Origin of the sequence: Halomonas eurihalina, assembly GCF_008274785.1 — a bacterium.
In the GTDB taxonomy this organism is placed as follows: Bacteria; Pseudomonadota; Gammaproteobacteria; order Pseudomonadales; family Halomonadaceae; genus Halomonas; species Halomonas eurihalina.
Window position 1 is genome coordinate 1 of the sequence record NZ_VTPU01000006.1, and the last position, 24,975, is coordinate 24,975.

A 24,975-nucleotide genomic window follows, 5' to 3' on the forward strand; every position below is an offset into this window, starting at 1 on the left:
GAGCGCCTGGTGGCCCAGGGCATCGCCGAGCCGGGCGACCATGTGATCCTGACCCGCGGCGATCACATGAATGCCCATGGTGGCACCAATACCCTGAAGATCCTCGATGTGGGCGATGGCCACGGTGCCGGCTGAATGACGGAAAACTGTATACAAAGTTGGGGGCGACTGTGGTCAGCAGGCGTGAAACATGCGAAGGTCTCGGCAGGCAATCCCGGGGAGACAATCCATGAATAACGCCTGGCACAAGGAGATGCTGGCCGAGGTCAAGGCCGGCGGTCGTATCAGCGACCAGGATATCGTCGAGAAGGTCAGACGCGCGGTGTTGATGCAGCGTCTGCCGCCGGATACCAAGTTGCCGGAGGTGACGCTGGGTGAGGTGTTCGGTGTCAGTCGCTCGGTCGTGCGCAAGGCATTGACGCGCCTGGCTTCCGAGCATGTCGTCGATCAACGGCCCAACCAGGTGGCTCGGGTGCGTGCGCCGAGCATCGAGGAAACCCGCGAGACCTTCGAAGCGCGCCGCCTGGTCGAAGGGGAAGTGGCCGCGCAACTGGCCGGGCAACTCGATGACGAGATCATGGCGACCCTGGAAACCCAGGCGCGACTGGAAACCGAGGCCTATGAACGCGGCGACGAGCCGGCGCGGATCGAGCACTCCCTGACGATCCATCACCTGCTGGCCGAACACTCGCCCAACCGGGTGCTGGGCGCGATGCTCACCGACCTGGTGCTGCGCACTTCCATCGTCATCGCACTCTACAAGCGTCCGAGCCTGGCATCCTGCTATCTGGAAAACGATCACCCACGCCTGCTCGACCGGCTCGGCAAGGGCGACGGCGAAGCCTCGCGCACCTGCATCCACGAGCATCTGCACAGCCTCGAGGCCTTGCTCGACCTGCGCCCCCGCGAGAACAGCATCGATTTGATGTCGATCCTGGGGCGTACTGCCGAACAGACTTGAGTATTGTCTAACCTTCGTTCGCCGACTTTTCAGAAGTATCTGGATCGTCTCTCCAGTCTCCAGTCGATATCCAAGCCGGCCTGATGTCTCTCAGGCCGGTTCTTCTTGCTCCGCGGTGTGCAAGGCCGGCGCGAGGTGAGCGATCAGTGCGTCCACATCGCGCTCCGCCGCGTCGATGGAGTCTGCCAGCAATTCTCCGCCTGTTTCCTGATGCTCGACGGCAATGCGGTGGATTCGGGTGATGCCGATGAATTCCAGTACCGTGGCCAGGTTGGGTTCCAGGTGATTCATGTGGGCCAGAGGCCCGCCTGGACCAAGACCGCTTTCCCCTCGGGACGATAGAATGATGGCGTGGCGAGGGCGTTCGGCCAGCAGCGGGATGAACGGATCTTCCGGCTGACTCGGGTCATAATCCACCGTACGGCCCAGGCGCACGACCTGATCCACCCAGGCCTTCAGTGTTGCCGGCATGCCGAAGTTATAGAGCGGCGCCCCGATGACCAGGATGTCGGCCGCGATCAATTCGTCCACCATCTGGTCGCTTTCGGCCAGCACCTCCGCCATCCAGGGTGAGCGGTGCGCCGCTGGGGTAAAGGCGGCTTGAATCCATGGCTGGTCGATGAAGGAGGGCGGGGCGGCGCCGATATCTCGGTAAGTGACGGTGTCGTGCGCGTGCCGGCTTTTCCAGCCGGTGACGAATCGGTGCGTCAGTCGGCGGCTGATGGAGCCGTGTTCGTCGGTGCCGGCACGGCCGGGGCGAGCGCTGGCGTCGAGGTGCAGAATATGAGTCATGGTTGTTGCCCCTTAGTGTGAGTTTGGTTCAGGTATCTTTCAGTGGCCAAGTCAGCCTAGAATCATGGCATGTGGGCAACAAACGATCTTTTCTTGCATGTTGAGATGAGCTGAGTTCAGTCATGAGTCCTCGTCGATTACCCTCGCTGTCCTCCTTGAGGGCATTTGAAGCGGCTGCCCGGCACGAGAGCGCCAAGCAGGCAGCACAGGAACTGTCCGTGACCGCCACGGCCATCAGCCACCATATCCGAGGGCTGGAAGAATCACTCGGCGTGACACTGTTCGTTCGCAAGCCCCGGCAACTGGTGCTTACCCGGCAAGGGGATGAGCTGTTCCGGGTTCTGGAGTCCGCTTTCGACGGTATCGGCGAGGTCGTCGAACGGCTGAAGACGGTGCCGGCTCGTCAGGCAGCGACGCTCTCCACGACGCCTGCGGTCGCGGCGCGCTGGCTGTTGCCTTGGGTATGCATGCTGCGCGATACGTATCCGGACATTGATCTGCGTATCCACGCCTCCCACGAGCCCGTCGCGCTGGACGGCGTGACGGCCGACCTGGCCATCCGCTACGGCGATGGCCACTGGCCGGGGCTGGTGGCGGAGAAACTCTTCGATAACATCTTCATTCCGGCCTGCAGTCCGCATCTAGCTCTGAACGATGTGGCGGAACTGCCGGCACAACCGCTGATCCATTTTCGCCCTCAGGGTGTCTCGATAGCGCCGCTGGACTGGGCCGGCTGGCAAAGGCAGGCCGGTGTGCCGGATCTCGATGTCGGCGCTGGCCTGGTATTTTCCGACGAAACCCACGCCATCTCCGCTGCGGTGGGGGGCGAGGGCGTCGCGCTGATGAGCCGTCCACTGATCGCCGACGAACTGGCGGAAGGGCGATTGGTGCAGCCCTTCGGGCCGGAACTGGAAGGCAAGCCGTTCTATCTGGTCTACCCCGAGAGCCGCCGTAATGACCCCATTATCCTTGCCATTCGCGACTGGGTGATGCAGGTGCCGGGTGGCCTGTGTTCAACGGGCGGGTAAGGAGCCCGGCGGGCCCGGCCGCCGTCCGGAGATAGCGTATCTTCCAGATAGCCGTACCGTCGGCTACAGTGATTCCTTCTGGAGCATTGCGTTACTTGATCCAATCGGAGCTGGTGGGCAAGGCATCGTGTCCTGCTCGAGCGTTCGTATTTCAGCCATCGTCAGTCATTGAGAGGACCGCCATGAACCCGACCCGTCGCCGACTGCTGCAGGGAATGGCGCTCTTGCCGCTGCTGGGCCTGTGGCAACCCGGTATCCAAGCCTCGGCGTTGCCCGCTACGACGTTGCCCACCACGACGCTGACGATTCACAGCGCACAGGGGCCGCACCGGTTGACGGTGGAACTGGCGCGCAATGCTGCCGACCGCAACCAGGGCTTGATGGAGCGCGATATGCTGGCAGAAGACGCCGGCATGCTGTTCCTCTATGACGATATCCAGCCTGCAGCGAACGGTTTCTGGATGTATCGCACGCGTATTGCCCTGGATATCGCCTTTCTCGATGCCGAGGGGCGTATCAACGACATCCATCACATGCAGCCCTGTCGCTCCACCTCGCCGAGTGCCTGCCCGGTGACGCGCCCCTCGCGGCCCTATCACGCTGCCCTGGAGGTCAATGCTGGTTACTTCGAGGCCAAGGGAATCGACGTCGGTGATTGCCTGAGTTGGCCTGAGCGCAACGGCGGAACCTGTCGTCAAGATTGAGCCGCTCCACGCCTGGCCAGCACCGGGGCGGCCAGGCATCCGGAATGGTCGAGCGACCTTTACATGGAGCCTGCATGATCATTCCGGGCATGGCGCCGCCATAGTGCGATCGCCACGGCGAGCACCAGCCAGGCATACAGGGCGGCCACGACATCATCCAGCATGATCCCCAGCCCGCCGCCGATGGCTTCGATGTGGCCGATGGGGGGGAGCTTGGTGATATCGAACAGTCGATACAGCGCGAATGCCGCCCCGATCATCCAGGGACGGCGTGCCCCTGCAAGGCCCAGCAGCACGATCGGAAAGGCCAGAATCTCATCGGCGACGATCGCCGAGGCATCGCCCCCGCCAAGCGATATCGAGGCCCAGTGGCAGAGCGGTACGCCAATGGCCAGCAGCAGGACGAGAGTGATGAACTGCAGGGGAAGTGGGCGGCCAAGCAGCCACCAGGCCAGGGGAATGCCGAGCAGCGAGCCAAACGTTCCCGGTGCCCAGGGCAGCCAACCCAGTCCGAGCCCGGTGGCGAGCAATAGCATCGTGCCTTCTATCATTAGTTCTTTGTCCTCGCTTTATCGGCCTGCAACATTTTCTTGATATCAATCATCTGCGTTTCTGTCGTCTGTGGAGTATCCCGTTGGGGATGCCATGGAGGCGGATGAACCGGTATTGCGGGATATGTTTTCTCCGATGATACGAAGATCCGCTATCGATTTTCGTGAACGATCATGGGCATGTTGACGGCCAGGGGCAGCGATCTGCCGTCGAGGCCGAGAGGCCTATCCGCGCCATGAACAGACACAGGAGCCCTTTCGATGTCGGATGCCTCACGTTCTGTCGAGCGTACCAAGGAAGTTTTCCTCGCCTTTCTGTTGCTGGGCCTGACGTCTTTCGGCGGCCCCATTGCCCATCTTGGCTATTTTCGCTCCGAATTCGTGGAACGTCGCCGCTGGCTCACCGAGCAGACCTATGCCGACCTGGTGGCGCTGTGCCAGTTTCTGCCGGGGCCGGCCAGCAGTCAGGTTGGCTTTACCCTTGGCCTGATGCGGGCCGGACCATGGGGAGCTGCGGCGGCCTGGACGGCTTTTACGCTGCCCTCGGCCATCGTACTTGTGTTGTTCGCCATGGGCGCCGCCAAGCTTGATGGGCCCGTCAGCCAGGGCATCATTCACGGTCTCAAGGTGACGGCCGTGGCCATCGTTGCCCACGCCGTTTGGGGCATGGCGCGTAGCCTGTGCCCCGACCGCCGGCGCGCTGGCATCGCCCTGGCCGCCGTGTTCACCGTGATGCTGGTCAACGGGCCGTTGGGGCAGGTCACGGCCATCGTGATCGGCGCTCTGGCAGGGATGGTGTTGTGTCGATCTCACGCCGAGACCGACGTGCGCGAACTGGTGTTACCCGTCTCGGCCCGTGCCGGGTATCTGGCGGGGGGCGTCTTCGTCATTTTGCTGCTCGGCTTGCCGCTGCTGGCCTGGGCCAGTCCCTCCGCGGCCCTGGCGGTCATGGATGCCTTCTATCGTGCCGGCGCCCTGGTATTCGGCGGCGGGCATGTGGTGTTGCCGCTGCTGGAGGCCGAAGTGGTGCAATCCGGCTGGGTCAGTGCGGACGAATTCCTGACAGGCTATGGCGCCGCCCAGGCCGTGCCGGGACCGCTGTTCACCTTTTCCTCCTATCTGGGAGCGGTGATGACGCCGCTCGGCGGCAGCCTGTTCGGTGCGGCCCTGGCGCTGGTGATGCTCTTCCTGCCCGGGATGCTGCTGTTGGTGGCGGTGCTGCCGCATTGGAATCGATTCCGTCGCTGGGACAGTGCTCAGGCGCTGATGCGCGGCGCCAATGCCGCCGTGGTGGGCGTCCTGGGGGCCGCCCTCTATCAACCGGTCTGGACCAGCGCCATTCTCGGCCCCCACGAGTTCGCCCTGGCGCTGAGCGGCTTTCTCCTGCTCGGCGTATGGAAACTGCCCGCCTGGGTGGTGGTGGTCATCCTCGCGGGTGGCGGTGTTCTCATTACCTTGTAGTGCTAATTTGAACGTCCAATGAAAATAAAATATGATCGTCTGGCCTTTTTTCGATAACAAAGCGTGATCGAGCTGCCCGGAGATTCAGGCAGCGTTGTTCGAGATCACCCAAGCAGGAGATGTTCATGATGCTGTTCGGCCGCAATACACTGCTCGCCGCTGCCCTGTTCGCCGGTGCGGCGCCAGTCGCCAGTGCCGCCTCCGACGAGGCAACCGATGGCGATGCCATCTGTGCCCAGGCTGCCTATTCCATGGGGCTTCGCTATCAGCAGCGTTCCGCCGAGGTTGCTGCCTTGCAGCGTCAGGGCTTTGCACTGGCCACTCTGCGTCTCGAGCGGGCCATCGCCGATCATGAAGAAGGCGCAAACCTGGCGATCATCACCGATCTGGACGAGACGGTGCTCGATAACAGCGTCCTGCTGGCTCGCGACATGCAGGCATGCCATGACTACACCACCTGGGATACCTGGAAGCATTGGGAACGTGAGGGCGAGCCGCGCCTGATTCCCGGTGCTGCGGACTTCCTCGAGTTCGCCGACGAGCAGGGCGTGGATATCTTCTATGTCTCCGACCGCTATCAGGAGAACGAGGCCGATACCATCGCGAGCCTCGAAGCCCTGGAGCTGCCCCAGGTATCGAAAGACAGCGTCATGCTGCTCGGACCGCCCAAGGCGGAGCGTCGGGCCAAGGTCGTCGAGAACCACACCCTGGTGATGCAGCTCGGCGACTCGTTGCATGATTTCTCCGGCGAATTCGCCGATGCGGATCTCGAAGGGCAGCGTCGCCTGGTCGAGGAAAACGCCGAGCGATTCGGCGACGACTGGATCGTCTTCCCCAACGCCGGCTATGGCGACTGGAGCGAAGCCGAGCTCGACGCCTGGGATGCGCCACTCGAAACTGAGTGATCACAGACCCGCCGGCTCGTAAGGCTGGTGTCTAGGGAAGCTGTTTCCCAAGATGCGCCTCATGTCTTGTCGTCATGAGGCGCATCGTCGTTTTCGGCTCTCGGGTCCGGTGTCTCTTCGTCCAGCCAGGTGCCGCAGTGCAGGCAGTAGCTGGCGCGCTTCTCGTGTCGATCGTGCCCGCAGCCGGGGCAGGCCTCGTCGGAGTAGCGGTCGGCGCGGATCGAGCGGATCACCTCGGCGGAGAATACCCCGGTGGGCACGGCGATGATCGAGTAGCCGATCAGCATCATCATCACCGAGATGGCTTGGCCGAGCGGCGTCACTGGCGAGATGTCGCCGTAGCCGACGGTGGTCAGGGTGACCGCCGCCCAGTAGATCGAGGTGGGTATGCTGGTGAAGCCGGCCTCGGCGGGTTCGATCAGGTAGACCAGCGAGGCGAAGATGGTGATCAGCATGCAGACGGTGAACAGGAACAGGAATATCTGCCGGGCGCTGCGCTTCATGGCGTCGAGCAGCAGACGCCCCTCGCCGACGAATTCCATCAAGCGCAGCACACGGAATATCCGCAGGGCGCGTAGCAAGCGGACCACCACCAGCGACTGAGCGCCCGGCAGCACCAGCGCCAGCCAGGTCGGCAGAATGGCCAGCAGGTCGATGATGCCGTAGAAGCTGCGCAGATATTGCCAGGGCCGCTCCAGGCAGTAGAGACGTACCGCCAGCTCGAAGGTGAAGAGTAGGGTAAAGCTCCACTCCAGCCAGTAGAACAAGCTGCCATGGCGTTCGCGCAGCGGCACGACGCTTTCCAGCATCACCACCAGCACGCTGCACAGAATCACCGCGATCAAGGCGATATCGAAGGCTTTGGCCGAGGGCGTGTCGGATTCGAAGATGATCTGGAAAATTCGTGTACGCAGACCTTCCGAGGCAGGCTTGAGGTGGCTCACGGCGGGCGTCGTCCTTGTCGTTGAGGTCAGCTGAGAGCGGCGTCCCCGGGTAGTTTGCGTGACAGGGACAGTGCATGGACGCCGAAGGCTTCGTTCAGCCAGGTATCGTCGTCCAGGGCCTTGGCCAGCCAGAGGGCGTCGCTCGCAGTATCATCGCCCAGTTCCGCCAGACATTGGAAGGCGGCTTGCGCTTCGCGGCGCCAGGCCGGGTCGCCAGTATCGCTCAGGGCATCCAGGGCGACGCTGGCGCGATGCAGCCAGGCAGCGGGGCTGCCGCCCTCGGGCAGCTGCCACTGCCCGAGGAGCAGGGCGCCGCCCCGGGCCGCCTTGCTGGTGTCTGAAGGGCGCAGGGGGACATGCTCGGCAAGGGTGGCGGCGAGTGCATGCAGGGCGTTCTCCGCTCCTTGCTTGAGCTCGAGTTCCAGCTCGCGGATCCAGGCCGTGCGTTCGCCGGCCTGGATCTCGCCGGTATCCAGCGCCACTTCGATGACGGCATCGTCGTCTTCCACCAACCAGGTCTCGCGGGTGAAGTCGGTGACAAAACGCGGCTCGAGTCGTGCCAGGACATCCTGACCGAATGCGGCCATGGGGGGAATCTCGGCGAGTCCTTCATGATCCAGTCCGGGGCCTTCCACCGGCCATTCCCATTCGCCCCGGTTCGAGAGGCCGCCTCCGCCCTGACCCCGGGTCTTCACGGTCTGCAGCAGCCGCTCGCCATCGCGGCGCAGGCGCAGGGCGCATCGTGTGGCTTCCAGATCGCCCTCGGGGGTGTCGAAGTAGGTGTTGCCCAATCGGCTGACCCGTGAGGGCAGGACCGTGAGCCGTGGATGGCGGCGCAGGGCATCCGGCCCCGACGCGCCGAGGGCCAGCTTGAGTTCGATTTCGCTTGCCATGACCTGCTTGCCTCGTATTGGAAAGGTGAAATGTAGATGAATTTTTCATGACTCATGGGTGGTCAGTCACTATACTAACGCCGCCATTTTCCAAGTGTTCAGATGCCCATGGTGACAACCAATCCTTTTTCCGCGATGTTTGGCCGTTCGCCATTCCAGCCGTTGCTGGCTCATATCGTCAAGGTCAACGATTGCGCGGAACAGTTGCTGCCGTTCTTCGAAGCCACGCTCCAGGGCGACTGGCAGGAAGCCGGCGTTCATCGCGAGACCATCACGCGTCTCGAGCACGAGGCCGATGAGCTCAAGACTGAGCTACGTCTCAACCTTCCCAATACCATGTTTCTGCCGGTATCGCGCTCCGATCTGCTGGACCTGATCAGCGTTCAGGACAAGATCGCCAACAAGGTTCGCGACATCACCGGCATCATGCTGGGTCGCAGCATGCAGATGCCGGAAGAACTCGCCGAGCCCATGCGCGGTTACATGCGGACCTCAGTGGCCTGCGTGGGCCAGGCGCGCCAAGCGCTGGAAGAGCTCAAGGACCTGCTCGAATCCGGCTTCGGTCGCAATGTCTCCGATGTCATGCAGAACCTGATTCGCGAGCTCCACACCCTGGAGCAGCAGGCCGACAGTCAGCAGATTGCCATCCGGCGCCAGTTGTTCACGCTGGAAGACAGCTTGCCGCCGGTGGACGTGATGTTCCTCTACAAGATCATCGACTGGGTCGGTGAGCTGTCCGATCGCGCCGAGCGCGTTGGCAGTCGCCTTCAGATCATGACGGCCAACTGATCGGGATTTCCCCGATCATCATCCGCCACTCTACTGACCGCAGAAGGGACCTCGTCCTATGTCGATCATCGCGCAACATAGCGACATCTTCATCATTCTTGCCTGTCTATTCGGCCTCTTCATGGCCTGGGGCGTCGGGGCCAACGACGTGGCCAACGCCATGGGGACCTCGGTGGGTTCCAAGGCGATCACCATCAAGCAGGCGATCATCATCGCCGTGATTTTCGAGTTCCTCGGCGCCTGGCTGGCCGGCGGCGAGGTCACCGATACGATCCGCAAGGGCATCATCGACCCGGCCATGCTGCAGGACGATCCCCAGTTGCTGGTCTACGGCATGCTGGCCGCCTTGCTGGCGGCGGCGACCTGGTTGATGATCGCTTCGATGCGTGGCTGGCCGGTTTCCACCACTCATTCCATCGTCGGTGCCATCGTCGGTTTTGCCATGGCCGGCTTGGGGCTGGACGCCATCGGCTGGGCCAAGGTCGGCCAGATCGCCGCCAGTTGGGTGGTCTCGCCGCTGATGTCCGGCTCCATTGCCTTCATGCTGTTCAGGTCCGTCCAGTACCTGATCTTCGAGAATAGCGACCCCTTCGCTGCCGCCAAGCGTTATGTGCCGATGTATGTCTTCCTGGTCGGCTTCATCGTCGCCATGGTGACCTTCACCAAGGGGCTCAAGCATATCGGCCTCGAGCTTGGCTTCGGTGCCAGCTTCCTGTACTCCGTGCTGATCGGTCTGGCCCTGACGGGGCTTGGGATCATGCGGGAACGCCGCGTGGGTGCCGGCAAGCGCCAGGATGATGCCTTCGGCTTCGGGGGCGTGGAGCGTGTCTTCGGCGTTTTGATGCTGTTCACTGCCTGCGCCATGGCGTTCGCCCACGGCTCCAATGATGTGGCCAACGCCGTCGGCCCCTTGGCCGCAGTGATCAGTGTCGTGGAGAGCGGCGGCAATGTCGGCGGCGAAGCCCTGGTGCCCTGGTGGGTCCTGATGCTCGGTGGCGGTGGTATCGTCGTTGGCCTGGTGACCTATGGCCACAAGGTCATTGCCACCGTCGGCACCGGCATCACCGAGCTGACACCGAGCCGCGGGTTCGCCGCGACCCTGGCCGCTGCCACCACCGTGGTGCTGGCCTCCGGTACTGGCCTGCCGATCTCCACCACTCACACCCTGGTCGGCGCGGTGCTCGGCGTGGGCCTGGCGCGCGGTATGGCAGCGCTCAACCTGCGAGTGATCGGCACCATTGTGATGTCCTGGTTGATCACGCTGCCGGCGGGCGCGGCGCTAGCGATCATGTTCTTCTTCATGTTCAAGGGGATGTTTGGTTAACCTCCGGTTTTGCCAGAGAGCGAAGAACGTCGCTTCGCGACTGGAAGAGGGAAGAAGAGCCTTGGCGTCCCAAGCCCCGGGGGCGCACCATTTCTTCCTTCTTCCTTCTTCCTTCTTCCTTCTTCCTTCTTAAAGGCGCGTAGCGCCGTTCTTATCTCTTCCCGCTCGCGTGTTTGATATAGTCAAGGTTCGCATTTTCTTTCACCTGCTGCCGGAGCGCGGCCTTGGATACTCGTTTCCCCTTCGTTGATTGGTTTCGCAATTCCTCGCCTTACATCAATGCGCATCGAGGACGAACCTTCGTCATCCTGATCGAGGGCGAGGCGGTGTCCGAGGGGCGTGGCGAACAGCTCATCCAGGATCTGGCGCTGTTGCACACTCTGGGAGTTCGCCTGGTGGTGGTGCTGGGGATTCGCCCTCAGGTCAATGCCGCCCTGGAGGCGGCATCGATCACGCCGCGCCGCCATCATGGGCGTTGGGTGGCGGATGAGGCGATCATGGAACGGGTCGAGCGGGTTGCCGCCGAGCAGCGGTTGTGGCTGGAGGCGCGGCTTTCCTTGGGGCTGCCCAATTCGCCGTTGCATGGCGTCGAGATGACCGCCGTTTCCGGCAACCTGGTGATGGCCAAGCCGCTGGGCGTGCGCGATGGGGTCGATTTCGTGCGTAGCGGCGAGGTGCGCCGGGTTCGCGAGACAGCGATCACCAGCTTGCTGGAGCACGGCTCGCTGGTGCTGTTGCCTCCGCTGGGTTACTCCAGTACCGGGGAGGTCTTCGATCTGGACGCCGCCGAAGTGGCTCAGAAAGTGGCCACGGCGTTGGCGGCCGACAAGCTGATTCTGCTCGGCGAGGCTACCGGTCTGTTCGATACCCAGGGACAGTTGCAGCGCCAGTTGACGCCGAATGAGGCGAGTGCGTGGTTCGATGAGGCTTCGCCCGGCGATGAAGCCCACCGCCACCTGGGCGCGGCCTGTGCCGCCGCCCGCCACGGTGTGGCGCGTACCCACCTGTTGTCGTGGCGCGATCACGATGCCCTGCTTGGGGAGCTGTTCACTCGTGACGGCGTGGGTACCATGATCTCCCGGCACCGCTACGAGCAGTTGCGCGCCGCCCAGATCGCGGACATTGGTGGCCTGCTGGAGCTGCTCGAGCCGCTGGAGCGGCGCGGTATGCTGGTGCCGCGCTCCCGGGAGCGGCTGGAATACGAGATCGACGATTATACCGTCATCGAGCGCGACGGCATGATCATCGGCTGCGCCGCCCTGCATCCCTTTCGCGAGGCCAGCATGGGCGAGCTCGCCTGCGTGGCAGTGCATGTCGATTATCGCGGTGGCTCGCGGGGAGATCTATTGCTGGGCGAGGTGGAGCGTCGTGCCCGTCGGCTGGGGCTGGACTCGCTGTTTGCCCTGACCACCCATACGGCGCACTGGTTCTTCGAGCACGGCTTCGGTACCGCCGACCTCGCCGATCTGCCGCCTCTCAAGCGTGATACCTACAACCACGCCAGGCAGTCGAAGGTGCTGATCAAGCCGCTCGTCTGAGGACAGCGGCATCCTTGCGTATTCTCCATGCTTTCAATGCGTTTATTTGTCGCCTCTAGGCGACACTTTAATTTGTTGTTATCAATGTACTTTTTCACATCCGTTCGATTAGCGTCGCGATACGGCGACGTTATTTGAGGGGCAGTGACGCAAATATCGCTGGGTGGCAGAGATGTTGCACTAGGCAGTGATTTTATCTTATTGATAATAAATGATTTTTGTCTTTGTGGCATGCATATGGCAATACATGGGATGAGCAAACGGAAAACGATTCATACGGCTCGAATCGTTCTCCGGTCGCCGCGAGGCATGTGACAACACTGCCCTGTGTGCTCGGCCTCAAAGCGGCCAACGTCTGCTCCAGCGATGTGTGACTTTAGGTTGCGATGAGACGGTACCGACAACGTCATGGACGTGTACCGAAAAGGGCAAGGATGCTCTGGCATGGACGCCTCCCCCGAGATGGGGGATGAATCGCGCATCGGCGCTCTTTGAAGCGGCGATGCCAGGATCGAAGCAGGGTGGTTCGCCACCTGACACTCGATGACCGGCCCCTGGTGGCAGACGGACTTCGGGTGGCTTCGAGGGCCTTCCCAGGCCCATGGAGAGTCGATCGGCGGACGGGATCAGGCCAGTCGATCGAGCGGCTTTCCAACCCTTCAGTTCCCTGCGTATTGGGCCGGCTCTGCCGGCCTTTTTTTTGCTGCGCGTGTTCATTCGCGATGAGGCGTAGGGGGATGTATTGCAGGCTGGCCGGCGAAACTCTGGTATTCTCGAGCAAGAGCGATGGTGCTTCCTTTCACTTTCTTCAACAGAACGCTGGCTATGACTTCAGCCGTTTCCCGTCGCTGGCGCCCACGCTCCTTGCTGCAGCTGGTGTTGCTGGCCTTTCTCATGGTGATGCTGCCGCTGGCCGTGCTGATGTTCCAGGCCGGTCAGGCGCTTTCTGAACTGTCGCGCCTGGCCGATGTCAGTGCTCGCCAAGCGGTGGAAGAAACCCGCCGTGCCCGTACTCTGGGCGCTCTGGCACTGGAGCTGGAACGTTCCGCCCGCCAGTATGCGGTGGTCGAGCAGGAGAGCCTGCTCGATATCTACGACGAACGCCTGGCGGAATTTCGTCGTCTGCTGGCCAGGCAGCGTGAGTTGCTACCCGATGATCCGGATGTCGCGGCACTCAGCGAGCAACTGGACGAGCTCGCCGAGCTGCCCGGCCTGCCTGTCGAGCAGTTTCAGGAGCGGCTCTCGGCTTTCCTGCCGTTCGCCGAGCATACCGAGGCGATGCGACAGGCCACCAACCAGCGCATCGATGAACGACTTGACGATATTCGCGCCCGGGCCGAGGCGGTACAGACGCGGCTGTGGTGGCAGACGGCGGCGCTGGTGTCGGCCAGCCTGCTGCTGATGCTGCTCTTCACGCGTCTGATCATCCGCCCGATCCGTCAGCTCGAGCGGCACATTCTGAGTATTAGCAGCGGTAGCCAGAATCAGCGCAAGACGCCCGTGCAGGGGCCCGCCGAACTTGTGCAACTGGATGAGCGGCTGGACTGGCTCTCTTCCCGGCTCGACGAGCTGGAGGAACAGAAACAGCAATTCCTGCGTCACATGTCTCATGAGCTGAAGACGCCCCTGGCAAGCGTGCGCGAAGGATCGGCGTTGCTTACTGATGGCGTGGCTGGCGAATTGACCCAACATCAGCGCGAGATACTCGAGCTGATCGATGCCAGCGGCAGCGAGCTGCAGCATCTCATCGAACAGTTGCTCGACTATAACCTGCTGCAGCACAACCGGCGCCTCGAACTCGAACGTCTTGATCTAGCAACGGTGGCCAAGGAGGTGCTGGCCAAGCATCGGCTGGCACTGCAGCAGAAGGAAATGCGGGTCGAGTGTTTCAATGGCCCCGTGACCTGGCGGATCGATCGCATCGCAATGGGGCGAATCCTCGATAACCTCATTTCCAACGCCGTGGCCTATGGCGAGGATGGAGGCGAACTGGAAATTCGCGCTCGTACCACCCAGTTCTCTCTGGTGCTCGAAGTTGCCAACAGTGGCGAGTCGATTCCCGACGAGGATCGTGCGCACCTCTTCGAGGCCTTCTATCAAGGGCGCATTCGCCGCAAGGGGGCATTGAAGGGCTCCGGGATTGGTCTTTCGGTGGCTGCCGACTGCGCGCGTCTGCAGCAGGGTACGCTGGAATTGGTCGAGGACAGGTTGTCGGTGTGTTTCCGTTTGACGCTGCCTGTCATGGATGAGAACGAGATAGAAACAGTACCCGCGCTGGCGGGAACGGACGCAAGGAACGGATGATATGAACGCACGAGCCTTGACCGTCTGCCTGGCTGCTGCCTGGTTGGCGGGGTGTCAGTGGTTACCCGAGCAGTCATCCCGGGATGATGTGCCGGGGCCCCCGACCGTAGCCCAGGACGAGACGCCGAGTTGCTACGCCGAAGTGCCCAGTTTCGTCGATGATGCTTGCCTGCTGCGGGACTGGGTGGCCTTCGGCCTGGCCTCTCAGCGTGGCGATGGCGAGTGGCGTGAACGTATGAGCGAGCGGCTCGTCGGCTCCCGGACCGAGACGCGCCTGGCCCGGGCCGTGGTGCTGTCCTGGGGGCCGCCATCGCAATGGAAGCAGGCATCCGAATTGTTCAAGGCCGATCTGCACGCGGCACCGCCGCGCTTGCAACCGCTGCTGCGCTACTGGCTCAACGAGATTGAAAGGCGTCGTGATCAACAGCATCGCCTGACCGACAGCGAACAGTCACGTACTGCCCTGGCGGAAGAAAAGGAGGCACTGACGCAAAAGCTCGATGCCTTGACCGATATTGAGCGAAACATCAATTCGCGACAGCGGACCGAATGACGCGGAGACACGACATGATCTCGACCGGACACTCTCAAGCCAATGCCGACCAGACGGCTCACATCCTGCTGGTGGATGATGACGTCAGCCTGCTGAAACTACTGGGGATGCGACTGGAGAGTCGTGGCTACCGAGTGACCACCGCCGAGAGTGGCCGGGAGGCCCTTAAGCACCTGGATACTGGGCGTCCTGACCTGGTGCTTTCCGACATGCGCATGGACGAGATGGACGGCTTGGCGTTGTTCCAGGAAATCCAGCGGCGCCTGCCCGGCTTGCCGGTGATCATCCTCACCGCCCATGGCTCGATTCCTGATGCCGTCAGCGCCACGCGCCAGGGCGTTTTCGGGTTTCTCACCAAGCCGGTCGATCGGAACGAGCTGTTCTCGACGATCGACGACGCCCTGGCCCACACCTCGGCGGCGTCCGGCGAGGACGACAGTTGGCGCGAAGCGATCATCACCCGCAGCCCGGAGATGGAACGCATCCTCGAGCAGGCCAGGATGGTGGCAAGCTCCGATGTCAGCGTGCTGGTCACCGGCCCCTCCGGCTCCGGCAAGGAACTGCTGGCTGGCGCTATCCACAAGGCCAGCCGGCGTGCCGACAAGCCTTTTATCGCCATCAACTGCGGCGCCTTGCCTGAGCAACTTCTCGAGAGCGAGTTATTCGGCCATTCCAAGGGGGCTTTCACCGGGGCGATCAGCGATCACCAGGGCCTGTTCCAGGCTGCCGACGGCGGCACCCTGTTTCTCGACGAGATCGGCGACATGCCGCTGGCTCTGCAGGTCAAGCTGCTGCGTGCCTTGCAGGAGCGCCAGATTCGTCCCCTCGGCTCGACCGCCTCGGTATCCGTGGACGTGCGCCTGATCTCGGCGACCCACCGTGACCTGGGTCAGGCTATGCACGACGGAGAGTTCCGTGAGGATCTCTTCTATCGTCTCAACGTGGTCAACCTGAAGTTGCCGCCGCTCAAGGAGCGCGCCGAGGATGTGCCGCTGCTCGCCAAGTACCTGGTGACCCAGGCTGCCGAACGCCACAAGCCCTTCGTCAAGGGCTTCTCCAAGGAGGCCATCAACCTGCTGGCCTCGAGCGCCTGGCCGGGCAATGTGCGTCAGTTGGTCAACGTGGTGGAGCAGTGCGTGGCCCTGACCAGCTCGCCGATCATCCCCGAAGCGCTGGTGGCCCAGGCGCTGGTGGCCGAGGAGAACGCCCTGCCGACCTTCAATGACGCCCGGGCCGGGTTCGAGCGCAGTTACCTGATCAAGGTGCTCAAGATCACCGAAGGCAATGTCACCCAGGCGGCGCGGATCGCCGGCCGCAACCGGACCGACTTCTACAAGTTGCTGGCCCGCCACGAACTCGAACCCTCGACCTTCAAGCCGAACGCCGACCACAGCCAGCGTGCATGAAGCCCGATGAGCGGGCTCGATGAAAACGGGCTCAAGGAAAGAGCCCGAACCATCTATCCTTGGCCGGCAGGTGACTCACTCGATGGTGGCAAGACCTCGAGTGTCAGTTGACCCTCGCCCAGCCTGGCCTCGAGCCGTGCGCCGGGGCGGGTATCCTCGGCCCGTTTGACCACTCGGCCGTCGGGCGTCTCGAGGATCGAGTAGCCCCGTCCCAATATCGCCAGGGGACTGACCGCCTGCAGCTCCCGTGATACGGCGGCGAGTCGCTCGCGGTGGCGCGCCAGTGCTCGGGGCATGCTTTGCTGGAGCCGCCGGGCAGCCTGCGTCAGGCGTTGTTCGGCCTGCTCCACCTGCCGTTGTGGCGAACGCAGCGTCAGGCGCTGACGCAGGTGGCGTTCGCGTTCCCGCCGTTCGGCCAGTCCAGCGTTCATGGCGCGGTGCAGGCGACCTTCCAGTTGCTCGAGCTGTCGGCGGCGATAGGCAAGCACTTCGCCGGGATGACGCAGCCTCGCCCTCAGGTGATCGAGCCGCTGGCCCTGGGTGTCCAGGCGGGCCCGCTGCGAGCGGATCAAGCGTTCCTCGAGCTGGACCAGACGCTGGCGCAGGGCGGCGGCATCCGGTACCAGCCGTTCGGCAGCCGCCGATGGCGTGGGCGCGCGACTGTCGGCGGCGAAATCCGCCAGGGTGACATCGACCTCATGGCCCACCGCCGACATGACCGGCAGACGAGAGTGGAAAATGGCTCGGGCCAAGTGCTCGTCGTTGAAGGCCCAGAGATCCTCGAGGCTGCCGCCGCCCCGGGTAATCAGGATGGCATCGCGCTCCGGGTCCAGAATCGACTGGCGATTGAGCAGCCCGAGGGCGGCGATCAGCGCCGGCGCTGCCTCGCGGCCCTGGACCGGTACGGGAATCAAGGTGACCTGAGACAGTGGCCAGCGCGCGGCGAGTACCGCAAGCACGTCGCGAATCGCCGCACCGGTGGGGGACGTGAGCACCAACAGATGCCGGGGCGGAAAGGGCAGGGGACGGGCATTGGCGAACACGCCCTCGGCATCCAGCTTGGCCTTGAGGCGTTCGAAGGCCGCCAGCAATTCCCCCTCGCCGGCCGGTTGCACGGCCTCGGCGATGAGCTGGAAATCGCCACGCGGCTCGAACAGCGAGACTCGCCCACGCACCTTGACCCGATCCCCGTCGCGCATCGGTGCGGTCACGAAGCGAGCCCGGGTGCGGAACAGCGCGCAGCGCAACTGGGCGCGTTCATCTTTGAGCGTGAAGTAGACATGCCCCGAAGCCGGCCGCGAGACACCGGACAGCTCGGCTTCCACCCAGACCTCACCGATCCCGCTTTCGAGAAGCTGGCGAGCGTTGCGGTTGAGCGCCTCGACCGAGAGCGGCTGTTCAGCGGTGGATGACATGGCCCGTCCTGACAATGGCTTGGGCTGCCTAGCCTATCATGCCCGCCCCGCCATCATCCTGAGCAACGCCGGCAGGAGCAGCACTAGCACGCTGATGCGCATCAGGTGATGAGTGGTCACAAAGGCCGGGTCGATGCCCAGTGTCAGCGCCACCAGGCTCAGCTCGGGCGCACCGCCGGGCATGTAGGCGAGCAGGGCGGCGGCGGCCGAATAGCCGGTCAGCAGGTGGCCGATCCAGGCAGCGAGAACGGCGATCACGAGCAGCACCAGTGCCTGGAGCGTGGCCATCACCAGCGTCTGGCCAAGCCGTGCCAGCGAGGTGCCGGCGAAGCGCACGCCCACCGAAACGCCGATGATCACCTGGGCAAGAGCGAGCAGCGTGGGCGGCACCGCCGCATGGGTGACGCCGGTGAGATGCAGCGCCGCCGAGGCCAGTGCCGGGCCGAACAGCAGGGCGTTGGGCAGGCGCAAGCGGCGCCCGAGCCACAGACCGCCGAGCCCGGCGACGGCGAGCCAGGCCGCATCGGCAGCACCGGGTAACCACAGCCACTGGGCCAGGTCCGGTGTGGCACCTGCCAGGTCGACATGGCCGATCGCCTGGAGTACCGGCGGGATGGCCAACAGCAGCACCAGGATGCGTACCGCATGGGTCATGCCCACGACCCGCAGGTCGGCCCCGGAGGCCATTGCCATCAGAGTGACCGTGGAAACGCCACCCGGCACGCCGGCATACAGCGCGGTTTCACGGGAGTGGCCGGCAACCCGCTGCGAGAACCACACCGAAAAGGCCATCATCACCGCCGTGGCCACCAGCATTACCGCCAGGCTCAGGCTCCACAGGCCCAAATCACCGGTCATGCCGGGGGTGAAGGCGGTGCCCAGCATCACGCCGATCACGACCAGTACGCCCTTGCGACCTCGCCCCGGCGAACGTAGCCGTACGCCGGAAAGGCTCGCCGCCGTGGTGGCGATCATGGCGCCGAGCAGCCAGGGCAGTGGCAGGTTCACGGCAAAGGCCAGAGCACCACCGACGATGCCTAACGCCAGGGTGGGCAGGAAGCGAAGCAGGGCAGGGAGCGCGGTGGGCAAGTCGGGGTCTCCAGTCGAGAGGGGGCGGGCCCGTCGGGCGGGCCCGGAGCGTACATCAGCCGGTACGGTTATGGCGAGTGCGGCCGGCGAGCAGCTTCGGCAGCAGCCAGGGCAATACCAGCAGCGCGGCGGCCGCTATCCACAGGCCCACCGAGATGCCGGATTGCCAGAGAATACCGACGTCGCCGCCGCTGATCGACAGGGCCCGGCGCAGATTCTGCTCCATCAGCCCCCCGAGGACATAGCCGAGAATCACCGGGGCCAGCGAGATACCGAGCTTGCGCAGCAGGTAGCCGAGAATGCCGATGATCAGCATCAGGTAGATGGCGGTGAGATCGGAATGCAACTGATAGACGCCGACGAAGGCGAGCAGGGCGATGCCCGGTACCAGCACCCAGCGCGGAATGGTCAACACCCGGGCGAACAGGCCGGCCAGCGGCAGGTTCAGGGCCAGCAGGACCACGTTGCCGATGTACAGCGAGGCGATCAGTCCGCCGGCCACCTCGGGACGTTCGGTGAACATCATCGGGCCGGGCGTGATGTTGTAGAGCATCAGGGCGCCGAGCAGTACCGCGGTGGTACCGGAGCCGGGGATGCCGAGCGTCAGCATGGGCACGAAGGAGCCCGCCGCCGAGGCGTTGTTGGCGGCCTCCGGTGCTGCCAGGCCGCGCATGTCGCCCTGGCCGAAGGTGTCGTCCTTGTCGGAGATGCGCTTCTCGGTGGTGTAGGCCACCGCGCTGGCCACCGAGGCGCCGGTGCCGGGCAGCACGCCGATGATGAAGCCCAGCAGGCCCGAGCGGCCCATGGCGCCCTTGCAGGCGAGGATTTCCTTGAGGCTGACGAAGACGCGACCCAGCGGCGGAATGCTGTCGTCCTGGCCATCGCGTCGGTTGCCATGTTCGAGCATCAGCAGGATCTCGCTGATGGCGAACAGCCCGATGATCATCACCACGAAGTCGATGCCGTCGTAGAGCTCGGCCATGCCGAAGCTGTAGCGCATCACGCCGGTACCCGAGTCGACGCCGACGGTGCCGATCAGGATGCCCAGTATCGCGCCGATGGCGGTCTTGAGCGGATCCTTGCCCATCATCACCGACATGGACGCGAAGGCGAACACCATCAGGGCGAAGAACTCGGCGGGGCCGAACATCACGGCCACTTCCGCCAGCAGCGGGGCGAACAGCGTGAGGCCGATGATGGCGATGGTGGCACCGACGAAGGAACTGACCGCCGAGAGGCCGAGTGCCGGCCCGGCCAGGCCTTTCTTGGCCAGCGGGTGGCCATCGAGGGTACTCATGACCGCACCGGCATCGCCCGGCACGTTGAGCAGAATGCTCGACATGCGGCCGCCGTATTCCGAGCCGGTGTAGATCCCGGCGAGCAGGATCAGCGCCGATTCCGCCGGCAGCCCCAGGGTGTAAGCCAGGGGCATCAGGATGGCGATGCCGTTGATGGGACCGATGCCCGGCAGGGAGCCGAACAGGGTGCCGAGCAGGGCACCGAGGAAGGCCAGCCCCAGGTTCATGGGGGTCAAGGCGACAGCGAAGCCATGAATCAGAAAGTCGAACATGCTGACGCTCCTCTAGACGATGCCCGCCAGATAGCCGTCGGGCAGCGAGATGCCCAGGCCACTGGTGAACAGGAAGTAACTGCCGATGGCCATCAGGACACCGGTGATCAATGCTTTGCCCCAGCTCGCGCCAAACAGTCGGGCCAGTACCGTTGCCGCCAGCAGCGAGGCGGGGATGTAGCCGATCTGCCTGAACAGCGCGGCGTAGATCATCAGCAGCGCGAGCACCATCAGCAGCTTCATTGCCAAGGCCCGATGCGGCCACTCACCATTGGTGCCGGGCCTGATCACCAGCACCAGGGCCAGAATGGACAGCAGCAGGGCCAGCCCCAGGGGAAACGCCCTGGGGCCCACGGGTTCATAGCTGAAGGGAATCTGCCACTGCAGGGCCCGGACGGCGACGAACGCCGCCAGGCCGAGCAGAACGAGACCCAACAGCCGGTCGGCTGTCACTCTCATTGGCTCAGTCCCACTTCCTGTGCCAGTGATGTGAAGTTGGCGATCTGTTGCTGGACGTACTGATCGAAGTCGTCACCGAAGCGGGACATCGGGAAGAGACCGCGTGCCTTGCGCAGTTCGGCGAACTTGGGGTCCTCGGAGAGCGCTTTCAGGCGCTCGACCCAGGCGGAATAGGTTTCTTCGCTGACATCGGGGCCCATGTAGTAGCCGCGCCAGATGGGCCACTGGACGTCATAGCCCTGTTCGGCGGCGGTGGGGATGTCGGCGAAGGGACCGCCCATGCGCTCCTCGGACAGCGAGGCCAGTACCCGGATCTTGCCGCTCTCGAGCTGTGACTTGAGCTCGGAAAGGTCGCCGGTGAAGACCTGGATATGGTTGCCGAGCAGCGCAGCGAGGGCCTCGCCGCCACCTTCGAAGGCGACGTAGCGCAGCTTCTGCGGGGAAACGTCGGCGGCCTTGGCGGTCAGTGCCGCCTTCATCCAGTCCTGGCTGCCCACGGTACCGCCGGCGCCGAAGGCGATCTCGCCCGGCTTGTCCTGGATGTCCGACATGAGGTCGTCGAGGTTCTCCCAGGGGGCGTCGGCATTGACCACGATGGCGCCATAGTCGACGCCCAGCGCACCCAGCCAGCGAACCTCGTCGCCGCTGTAATCGCCGAACTTTTTCAGGGCGAGGTTGACCGCCGCGCCGGTGCTGGCGGCGACGATCAGGTTGGAGTCGTCGGTGCGCACGCCGTTGAGATGGTTGTAGGCGACCGCACCGATGCCGCCGGGCATGTAGGTAACCATCATCGGCTGATCGATCAGGCCGGTTTCCTCCAGGCCGTTGGCGGCCAGGCGGCAGGTCAGGTCATAGCCGCCGCCCGGCTTGGCCGGGGCGATGCATTCGGTGTCTTCGGACTGGGCCTGCACGCTGCCGGCCAGCAGCAGGCTGCCCAGCATGGCGAGGCAGGATGCGTGGCGTAGAGCCGTGTTGATCTTCATGGCGAACTCCTGTTCTCTTGTTGTGGTCGAGGCCGTGGCCTCGGCGCCATCGGAGATGACCGGAGCGATCCTAGAGGCGTTACCTTTCATCAACCTGTCATGCCGTGAATCAGCCTGTGAGACTTTGGTCGCATGCGCTTGCTCGTCGTCGAGGATGACCTCCTGATCGCCAGGTCACTGGACAATGCCCTGACCCCGCTCGGCAACATCGTGGAGGCCTTCACGCATTGCGCCGAGGCGGGCGCTGCCTTGCACCAGGGTGGTTTCGATCTAGTGCTGCTGGACCTTGGGCTGCCCGATGGCGACGGCCTGACGCTGCTCGAGGCCATGCGCGAGCGTGGCGATACGACACCGGTGCTGATTCTCACCGCCCGGGATGGCGTGGAGGATCGCGTGCGAGGCCTCGACCTGGGCGCCGACGACTACCTGGCCAAGCCGTTCTCGATCGCCGAGCTCGAAGCGCGGGTGCGGGCACTGCTCCGGCGCAGCCAGCAGCGCAGCGACAACCAACTACGCCTGGGACCGCTGTGCTTCGACCTGGCCTCCGGTCGCGTGACCCTCGATGAAACGCCGCTGGAGCTGCCGCGTCGCGAGCTGCTGCTGCTCGAAGGCCTGCTTTCCCAGACAGGCGACATCGCCCCCCGCGAGATGCTGGAAAGCCGCCTGTTCGGCTTTGGCGAGGTGGGCTCGAATGCCCTGGAGGTATATGTCAGTCGGCTGCGCAAGCGGCTGCAGGGCAGTGGACTGCGCATTCGCACCTTTCGGGGGCTGGGCTATCGCCTCGAGGAAGAGCGAGCGTGATCGAGGTCGATGGTTCGCTGAAACGGCGGCTGGCGATATGGCTGCTGGTCACGGTGTCGGGGCTCGGCACTCTGTTGATGATCGAGGCGTATCTCGGCGCTCAGCGTGCGGCCCAGCGCGCCTACGACAGTCAACTGGAGGCCGCCGCCTTGACCATCGCCGAATCGGTGCAATGGCAGGAGGGCGAGCCGGTGCTGGAAATTCCGGCGGCCGCCTTGCAGATCCTCGCCACCCGGCACCAGGAGCGAGTGTTCTATGCGGTACTGGATGCCGATGGGCGCCGCATTTCCGCCAACCTGGTACTTGATATCGCCGAGGACGACCAGCGTCACGTCGCCCGCGAGCCGTTCTGGCGCGATGTGACCTGGCGCGGGGAAGACTGGCGCCTGTACGGTCGGGAATACGACTCGGCGGGCTGGGAGACCCAGGACCCGGTGCAGATCTGGGTGGGGCACACCATGGCCGGTCGCCGGGCACTGGCGGGCGAGCTCTTCGAGCGTGCGGTGACGCGCTTCCTGGCCATGGTGCTGCTGGCCGGCTTGTTGATGCTGCTGGCCATGCGGGTGGCGCTGACGCCGATGCGCCGGCTTCGGCAACTGCTGCGGCGCCGCGATGCCGATGACATGGGGCCGCTGGATGCCCGTGTGCCCGAGGAACTGCGCGAACTGGCCGAAACGCTCGACACCCTGTTTTCCCGCCAGCGCGACAGCCGCGATGCGCTGCTGCGCTTCACCGCCGATGCCAGCCATCAGCTCAAGACGCCGCTGGCCGGCCTGCAGAGCACCAGCGAGCTGGCGCTTGCTCAGGACGACCCCGAGACATGGCGGTCGGCCCTGGTCGACGTCAACGAGGGTGCCGCGCGTACCAGCCGCCTGGCCAGCCAGTTACTGAGCCTGGCTCGGCTGCGCCATGTCGGCGGTGATGGCGACATGGCGCGCCTCGATCTGGCCGCCATGCTGCGTGAGGTGACGCTCGAATGGGCCGGCCGGGATGCTGCCCGGGAGCACGACCTGGGACTCGCCGAACTGCCGGCCGCGCCGGTCGCCATTCTAGGGGCGTCCTGGGCGCTTCGCGAATTGCTGGGCAACCTGATCGACAATGCCCTGAGCTATACGCCGGCGGGCAGCGAGATCACCCTGGGCATCGAGATCGACACCCGGGTGGCGACCCTCTACATCGAGGATGACGGCCCCGGCGTGCCGGCCGACCTGCTCGAGCGCCTGCACCATCCCTTCGAGCGCGGAGGACGTCAGGACACCCAGGGCTCCGGGCTGGGGCTGGCGGTGGTGGACTCCATCGCCAAGCGACATGGCGCCGCTTGGCAGGTTAGCAATCGCGAGCCTCGAGGACTCCGTGTGACACTGCGCTTGACCCTGTCGAGCCCGGAGGAACGCTGATGCGGCCGTGGAGCCTTGTCGCCTGTATCGGTCTGCTGATGGTTTCGGTGAGCGAAGTCGTCGACGCCGAGCCCCTGGTCGTCGAGGCCGCGCTCGACCGCCGCGTGGTTGCGCCGTTGCTCGAGGCCTTCGAACAGTCGCACCCCGACATCGAGCTGGTGTTTCATGATCGCTCGACTCTTGAGGTCGACACCCTGGTCGAACGGGGCGACCCGGCCCCGGACGTGGTGATCAGCTCCGCGATGCCTTGGCAGATGGCGCGCGTCAACCAGGACTATGCGCGTCCTCTGCATTCCCGGGAGGCGCGGGCATGGCCGGATTGGGCCAAGTGGCGCGACGAGGTGTTCGGTTTCACCTTCGAGCCGATTGTCATGGCCTACCGGCTCGACTTGCCGCGACACATGATGCCGCCCTCGACCCATGCCGACCTGCATACGCTGCTGACCACTCGGCAGGACATGCTGCGCGGCAAGGTGACCACCTATTCGCCGGCCCGCAGCGGCGTGGGATATACCCTGTTCCAGCAGGACGCGCGCTACACGCCCCGCTTCTGGGATCTGGTCGCGGCCATGGGCAACGTCGATGCCCACCTCGAGGAAAATACCCGCGCCATGCTGCAGGGCATCACCGAGGGCCGCTATTGGCTGGGCTACAACCTGCTGGGATCCTACGCGATGGTCTGGGCCCAGCATCACCCCGAGGTAATCGTTCAGGTCCCTCAGGATTACTCGCTGGTGATGATGCGCATGGCGTTCATTCATCGTGATGCCCCGCATCCACGCCAGGCCGGCGAGTTCGTCGACTTCCTGCTCAGCCGGGACGGCCAGCGCGTGCTGGCCGGGCAGACGCCGCTGTTCAGCGTGCGGCCGGACGTGAGCGGGCCCTATACCGCGCAGCGGCTGCGCGATCAGGTCGGTGACCAGTTGTACCCCATCCCGATCAATGCCTCGTTACTGGCGTTCGTTGATCCGCAACGCCGCGACGCTTTCATGGCGCGCTGGCGTCGCGAGTTCCAGCGCAGTCGCTGAGGGGCAGGCAAGCGGGAGAAAACACCGCTACATTGCCTGAATTCGATAGCCCGCGTTATAATGGTTGATTAACTTCACTC

Annotated in this window: 24 protein-coding genes; 15 read left to right on the forward strand and 9 right to left on the reverse strand. The window is 64.1% G+C overall.

All coding sequences use genetic code 11. From position 1 onward, the window contains the following. Together FZZ93_RS18665 and FZZ93_RS07305 are read left to right on the forward strand one after the other, a co-directional pair. The coding region (locus FZZ93_RS18665; RefSeq protein ID WP_342780098.1) for a pyruvate kinase alpha/beta domain-containing protein at positions 1-135 on the forward strand (135 nt) is incomplete at its 5' end. A gap of 94 nt (positions 136-229) precedes the next feature. Beyond that, on the forward strand, positions 230-961 hold the full coding sequence (locus FZZ93_RS07305) for a GntR family transcriptional regulator (protein ID WP_149321670.1): 732 nt from the start codon (positions 230-232) through the stop codon (positions 959-961). A gap of 90 nt (positions 962-1,051) precedes the next feature. Here FZZ93_RS07305 and FZZ93_RS07310 read toward each other — a convergent pair whose 3' ends face one another. Further along, complete coding sequence (locus FZZ93_RS07310; RefSeq protein ID WP_149321671.1) at positions 1,052-1,753, reverse strand: FMN-dependent NADH-azoreductase; 702 nt, start codon at positions 1,751-1,753, stop codon at positions 1,052-1,054. Positions 1,754-1,875: 122 nt separating this feature from the next. Here FZZ93_RS07310 and FZZ93_RS07315 point away from each other — a divergent pair, with 122 nt between their 5' ends. Beyond that, complete coding sequence (locus FZZ93_RS07315) at positions 1,876-2,781, forward strand: LysR substrate-binding domain-containing protein (RefSeq protein ID WP_149321672.1); 906 nt, start codon at positions 1,876-1,878, stop codon at positions 2,779-2,781. Between the two features lie 182 nt (positions 2,782-2,963). Beyond that, entirely contained in the window at positions 2,964-3,485 is a 522-nt protein-coding gene (locus tag FZZ93_RS07320) for a DUF192 domain-containing protein (RefSeq protein WP_149321673.1), read from the forward strand. Between the two features lie 59 nt (positions 3,486-3,544). Here FZZ93_RS07320 and FZZ93_RS07325 read toward each other — a convergent pair whose 3' ends face one another. Beyond that, on the reverse strand, positions 3,545-4,036 hold the full coding sequence (locus FZZ93_RS07325; protein ID WP_149321674.1) for a phosphatidylglycerophosphatase A family protein: 492 nt from the start codon (positions 4,034-4,036) through the stop codon (positions 3,545-3,547). 261 nt (positions 4,037-4,297) lie between these two features. Between FZZ93_RS07325 and chrA the strand changes: the two genes are divergently transcribed. After that, a complete protein-coding gene (chrA, locus tag FZZ93_RS07330; RefSeq protein WP_149321675.1) occupies positions 4,298-5,497 on the forward strand; it encodes a chromate efflux transporter in 1,200 nt (399 codons plus the stop codon). Positions 5,498-5,622: 125 nt separating this feature from the next. After that, a complete protein-coding gene (locus tag FZZ93_RS07335) occupies positions 5,623-6,402 on the forward strand; it encodes a 5'-nucleotidase, lipoprotein e(P4) family (RefSeq protein WP_187774485.1) in 780 nt (259 codons plus the stop codon). Positions 6,403-6,461: 59 nt separating this feature from the next. On the opposite strand, the gene FZZ93_RS07340 is transcribed toward FZZ93_RS07335, so the two are convergent. Continuing rightward, the gene (locus tag FZZ93_RS07340; protein WP_149321676.1) at positions 6,462-7,346 is read right to left on the reverse strand and encodes an ion transporter; all 885 of its coding nucleotides are present in this window, start codon (positions 7,344-7,346) and stop codon (positions 6,462-6,464) included. A 26-nt stretch (positions 7,347-7,372) separates the two neighbouring features. After that, entirely contained in the window at positions 7,373-8,239 is an 867-nt protein-coding gene (locus FZZ93_RS07345; protein ID WP_149321677.1) for a CYTH domain-containing protein, read from the reverse strand. Between the two features lie 108 nt (positions 8,240-8,347). Here FZZ93_RS07345 and FZZ93_RS07350 point away from each other — a divergent pair, with 108 nt between their 5' ends. The 6 genes from FZZ93_RS07350 to glrR all read left to right on the forward strand — a co-directional run bounded on the left by FZZ93_RS07350 (position 8,348) and on the right by glrR (position 16,153). Next, positions 8,348-9,028, forward strand: coding sequence for a TIGR00153 family protein (locus tag FZZ93_RS07350; protein ID WP_149321853.1), 681 nt, complete (start codon positions 8,348-8,350; stop codon positions 9,026-9,028). 58 nt (positions 9,029-9,086) lie between these two features. After that, entirely contained in the window at positions 9,087-10,352 is a 1,266-nt protein-coding gene (locus FZZ93_RS07355; RefSeq protein ID WP_149321678.1) for an inorganic phosphate transporter, read from the forward strand. A 224-nt stretch (positions 10,353-10,576) separates the two neighbouring features. Next, the gene (argA, locus tag FZZ93_RS07360) at positions 10,577-11,890 is read left to right on the forward strand and encodes an amino-acid N-acetyltransferase (RefSeq protein WP_149321679.1); all 1,314 of its coding nucleotides are present in this window, start codon (positions 10,577-10,579) and stop codon (positions 11,888-11,890) included. 825 nt (positions 11,891-12,715) lie between these two features. After that, entirely contained in the window at positions 12,716-14,194 is a 1,479-nt protein-coding gene (locus tag FZZ93_RS07365) for a sensor histidine kinase (protein ID WP_149321680.1), read from the forward strand. A gap of 1 nt (position 14,195) precedes the next feature. Further along, complete coding sequence (locus tag FZZ93_RS07370) at positions 14,196-14,747, forward strand: hypothetical protein (RefSeq protein WP_149321681.1); 552 nt, start codon at positions 14,196-14,198, stop codon at positions 14,745-14,747. A 14-nt stretch (positions 14,748-14,761) separates the two neighbouring features. Continuing rightward, complete coding sequence (gene glrR / locus FZZ93_RS07375) at positions 14,762-16,153, forward strand: two-component system response regulator GlrR (RefSeq protein ID WP_149321682.1); 1,392 nt, start codon at positions 14,762-14,764, stop codon at positions 16,151-16,153. A gap of 53 nt (positions 16,154-16,206) precedes the next feature. On the opposite strand, the gene xseA is transcribed toward glrR, so the two are convergent. From xseA to FZZ93_RS07400, 5 genes are read right to left on the reverse strand one after another with little or no spacing between them, the layout of a single operon-like run. Further along, complete coding sequence (xseA, locus tag FZZ93_RS07380; RefSeq protein ID WP_149321683.1) at positions 16,207-17,568, reverse strand: exodeoxyribonuclease VII large subunit; 1,362 nt, start codon at positions 17,566-17,568, stop codon at positions 16,207-16,209. A gap of 36 nt (positions 17,569-17,604) precedes the next feature. Beyond that, positions 17,605-18,657, reverse strand: coding sequence for an AbrB family transcriptional regulator (locus FZZ93_RS07385; protein ID WP_149321684.1), 1,053 nt, complete (start codon positions 18,655-18,657; stop codon positions 17,605-17,607). A gap of 55 nt (positions 18,658-18,712) precedes the next feature. Then, on the reverse strand, positions 18,713-20,227 hold the full coding sequence (locus tag FZZ93_RS07390) for a tripartite tricarboxylate transporter permease (protein WP_149321685.1): 1,515 nt from the start codon (positions 20,225-20,227) through the stop codon (positions 18,713-18,715). Positions 20,228-20,239: 12 nt separating this feature from the next. Beyond that, a complete protein-coding gene (locus FZZ93_RS07395; protein WP_149321686.1) occupies positions 20,240-20,686 on the reverse strand; it encodes a tripartite tricarboxylate transporter TctB family protein in 447 nt (148 codons plus the stop codon). Continuing rightward, the gene (locus FZZ93_RS07400; RefSeq protein ID WP_149321687.1) at positions 20,683-21,669 is read right to left on the reverse strand and encodes a Bug family tripartite tricarboxylate transporter substrate binding protein; all 987 of its coding nucleotides are present in this window, start codon (positions 21,667-21,669) and stop codon (positions 20,683-20,685) included. The genes FZZ93_RS07395 and FZZ93_RS07400 overlap by 4 nt, the downstream gene beginning before the upstream one ends. Positions 21,670-21,801: 132 nt before the next feature. On the opposite strand from FZZ93_RS07400, the gene FZZ93_RS07405 reads away from it, so the two are divergent. The 3 genes from FZZ93_RS07405 to FZZ93_RS07415 are packed head-to-tail and all read left to right on the forward strand — an operon-like array spanning position 21,802 to position 24,895. Then, complete coding sequence (locus FZZ93_RS07405; RefSeq protein WP_149321688.1) at positions 21,802-22,470, forward strand: response regulator; 669 nt, start codon at positions 21,802-21,804, stop codon at positions 22,468-22,470. Beyond that, positions 22,467-23,867, forward strand: a complete 1,401-nt coding sequence (locus tag FZZ93_RS07410; protein ID WP_149321689.1) for a sensor histidine kinase — start codon at positions 22,467-22,469, stop codon at positions 23,865-23,867. Before FZZ93_RS07405 ends, FZZ93_RS07410 begins: the two co-directional genes overlap by 4 nt. Then, a complete protein-coding gene (locus FZZ93_RS07415; protein ID WP_149321690.1) occupies positions 23,867-24,895 on the forward strand; it encodes an ABC transporter substrate-binding protein in 1,029 nt (342 codons plus the stop codon). The genes FZZ93_RS07410 and FZZ93_RS07415 overlap by 1 nt, the downstream gene beginning before the upstream one ends. Positions 24,896-24,975 lie beyond the last annotated feature (80 nt).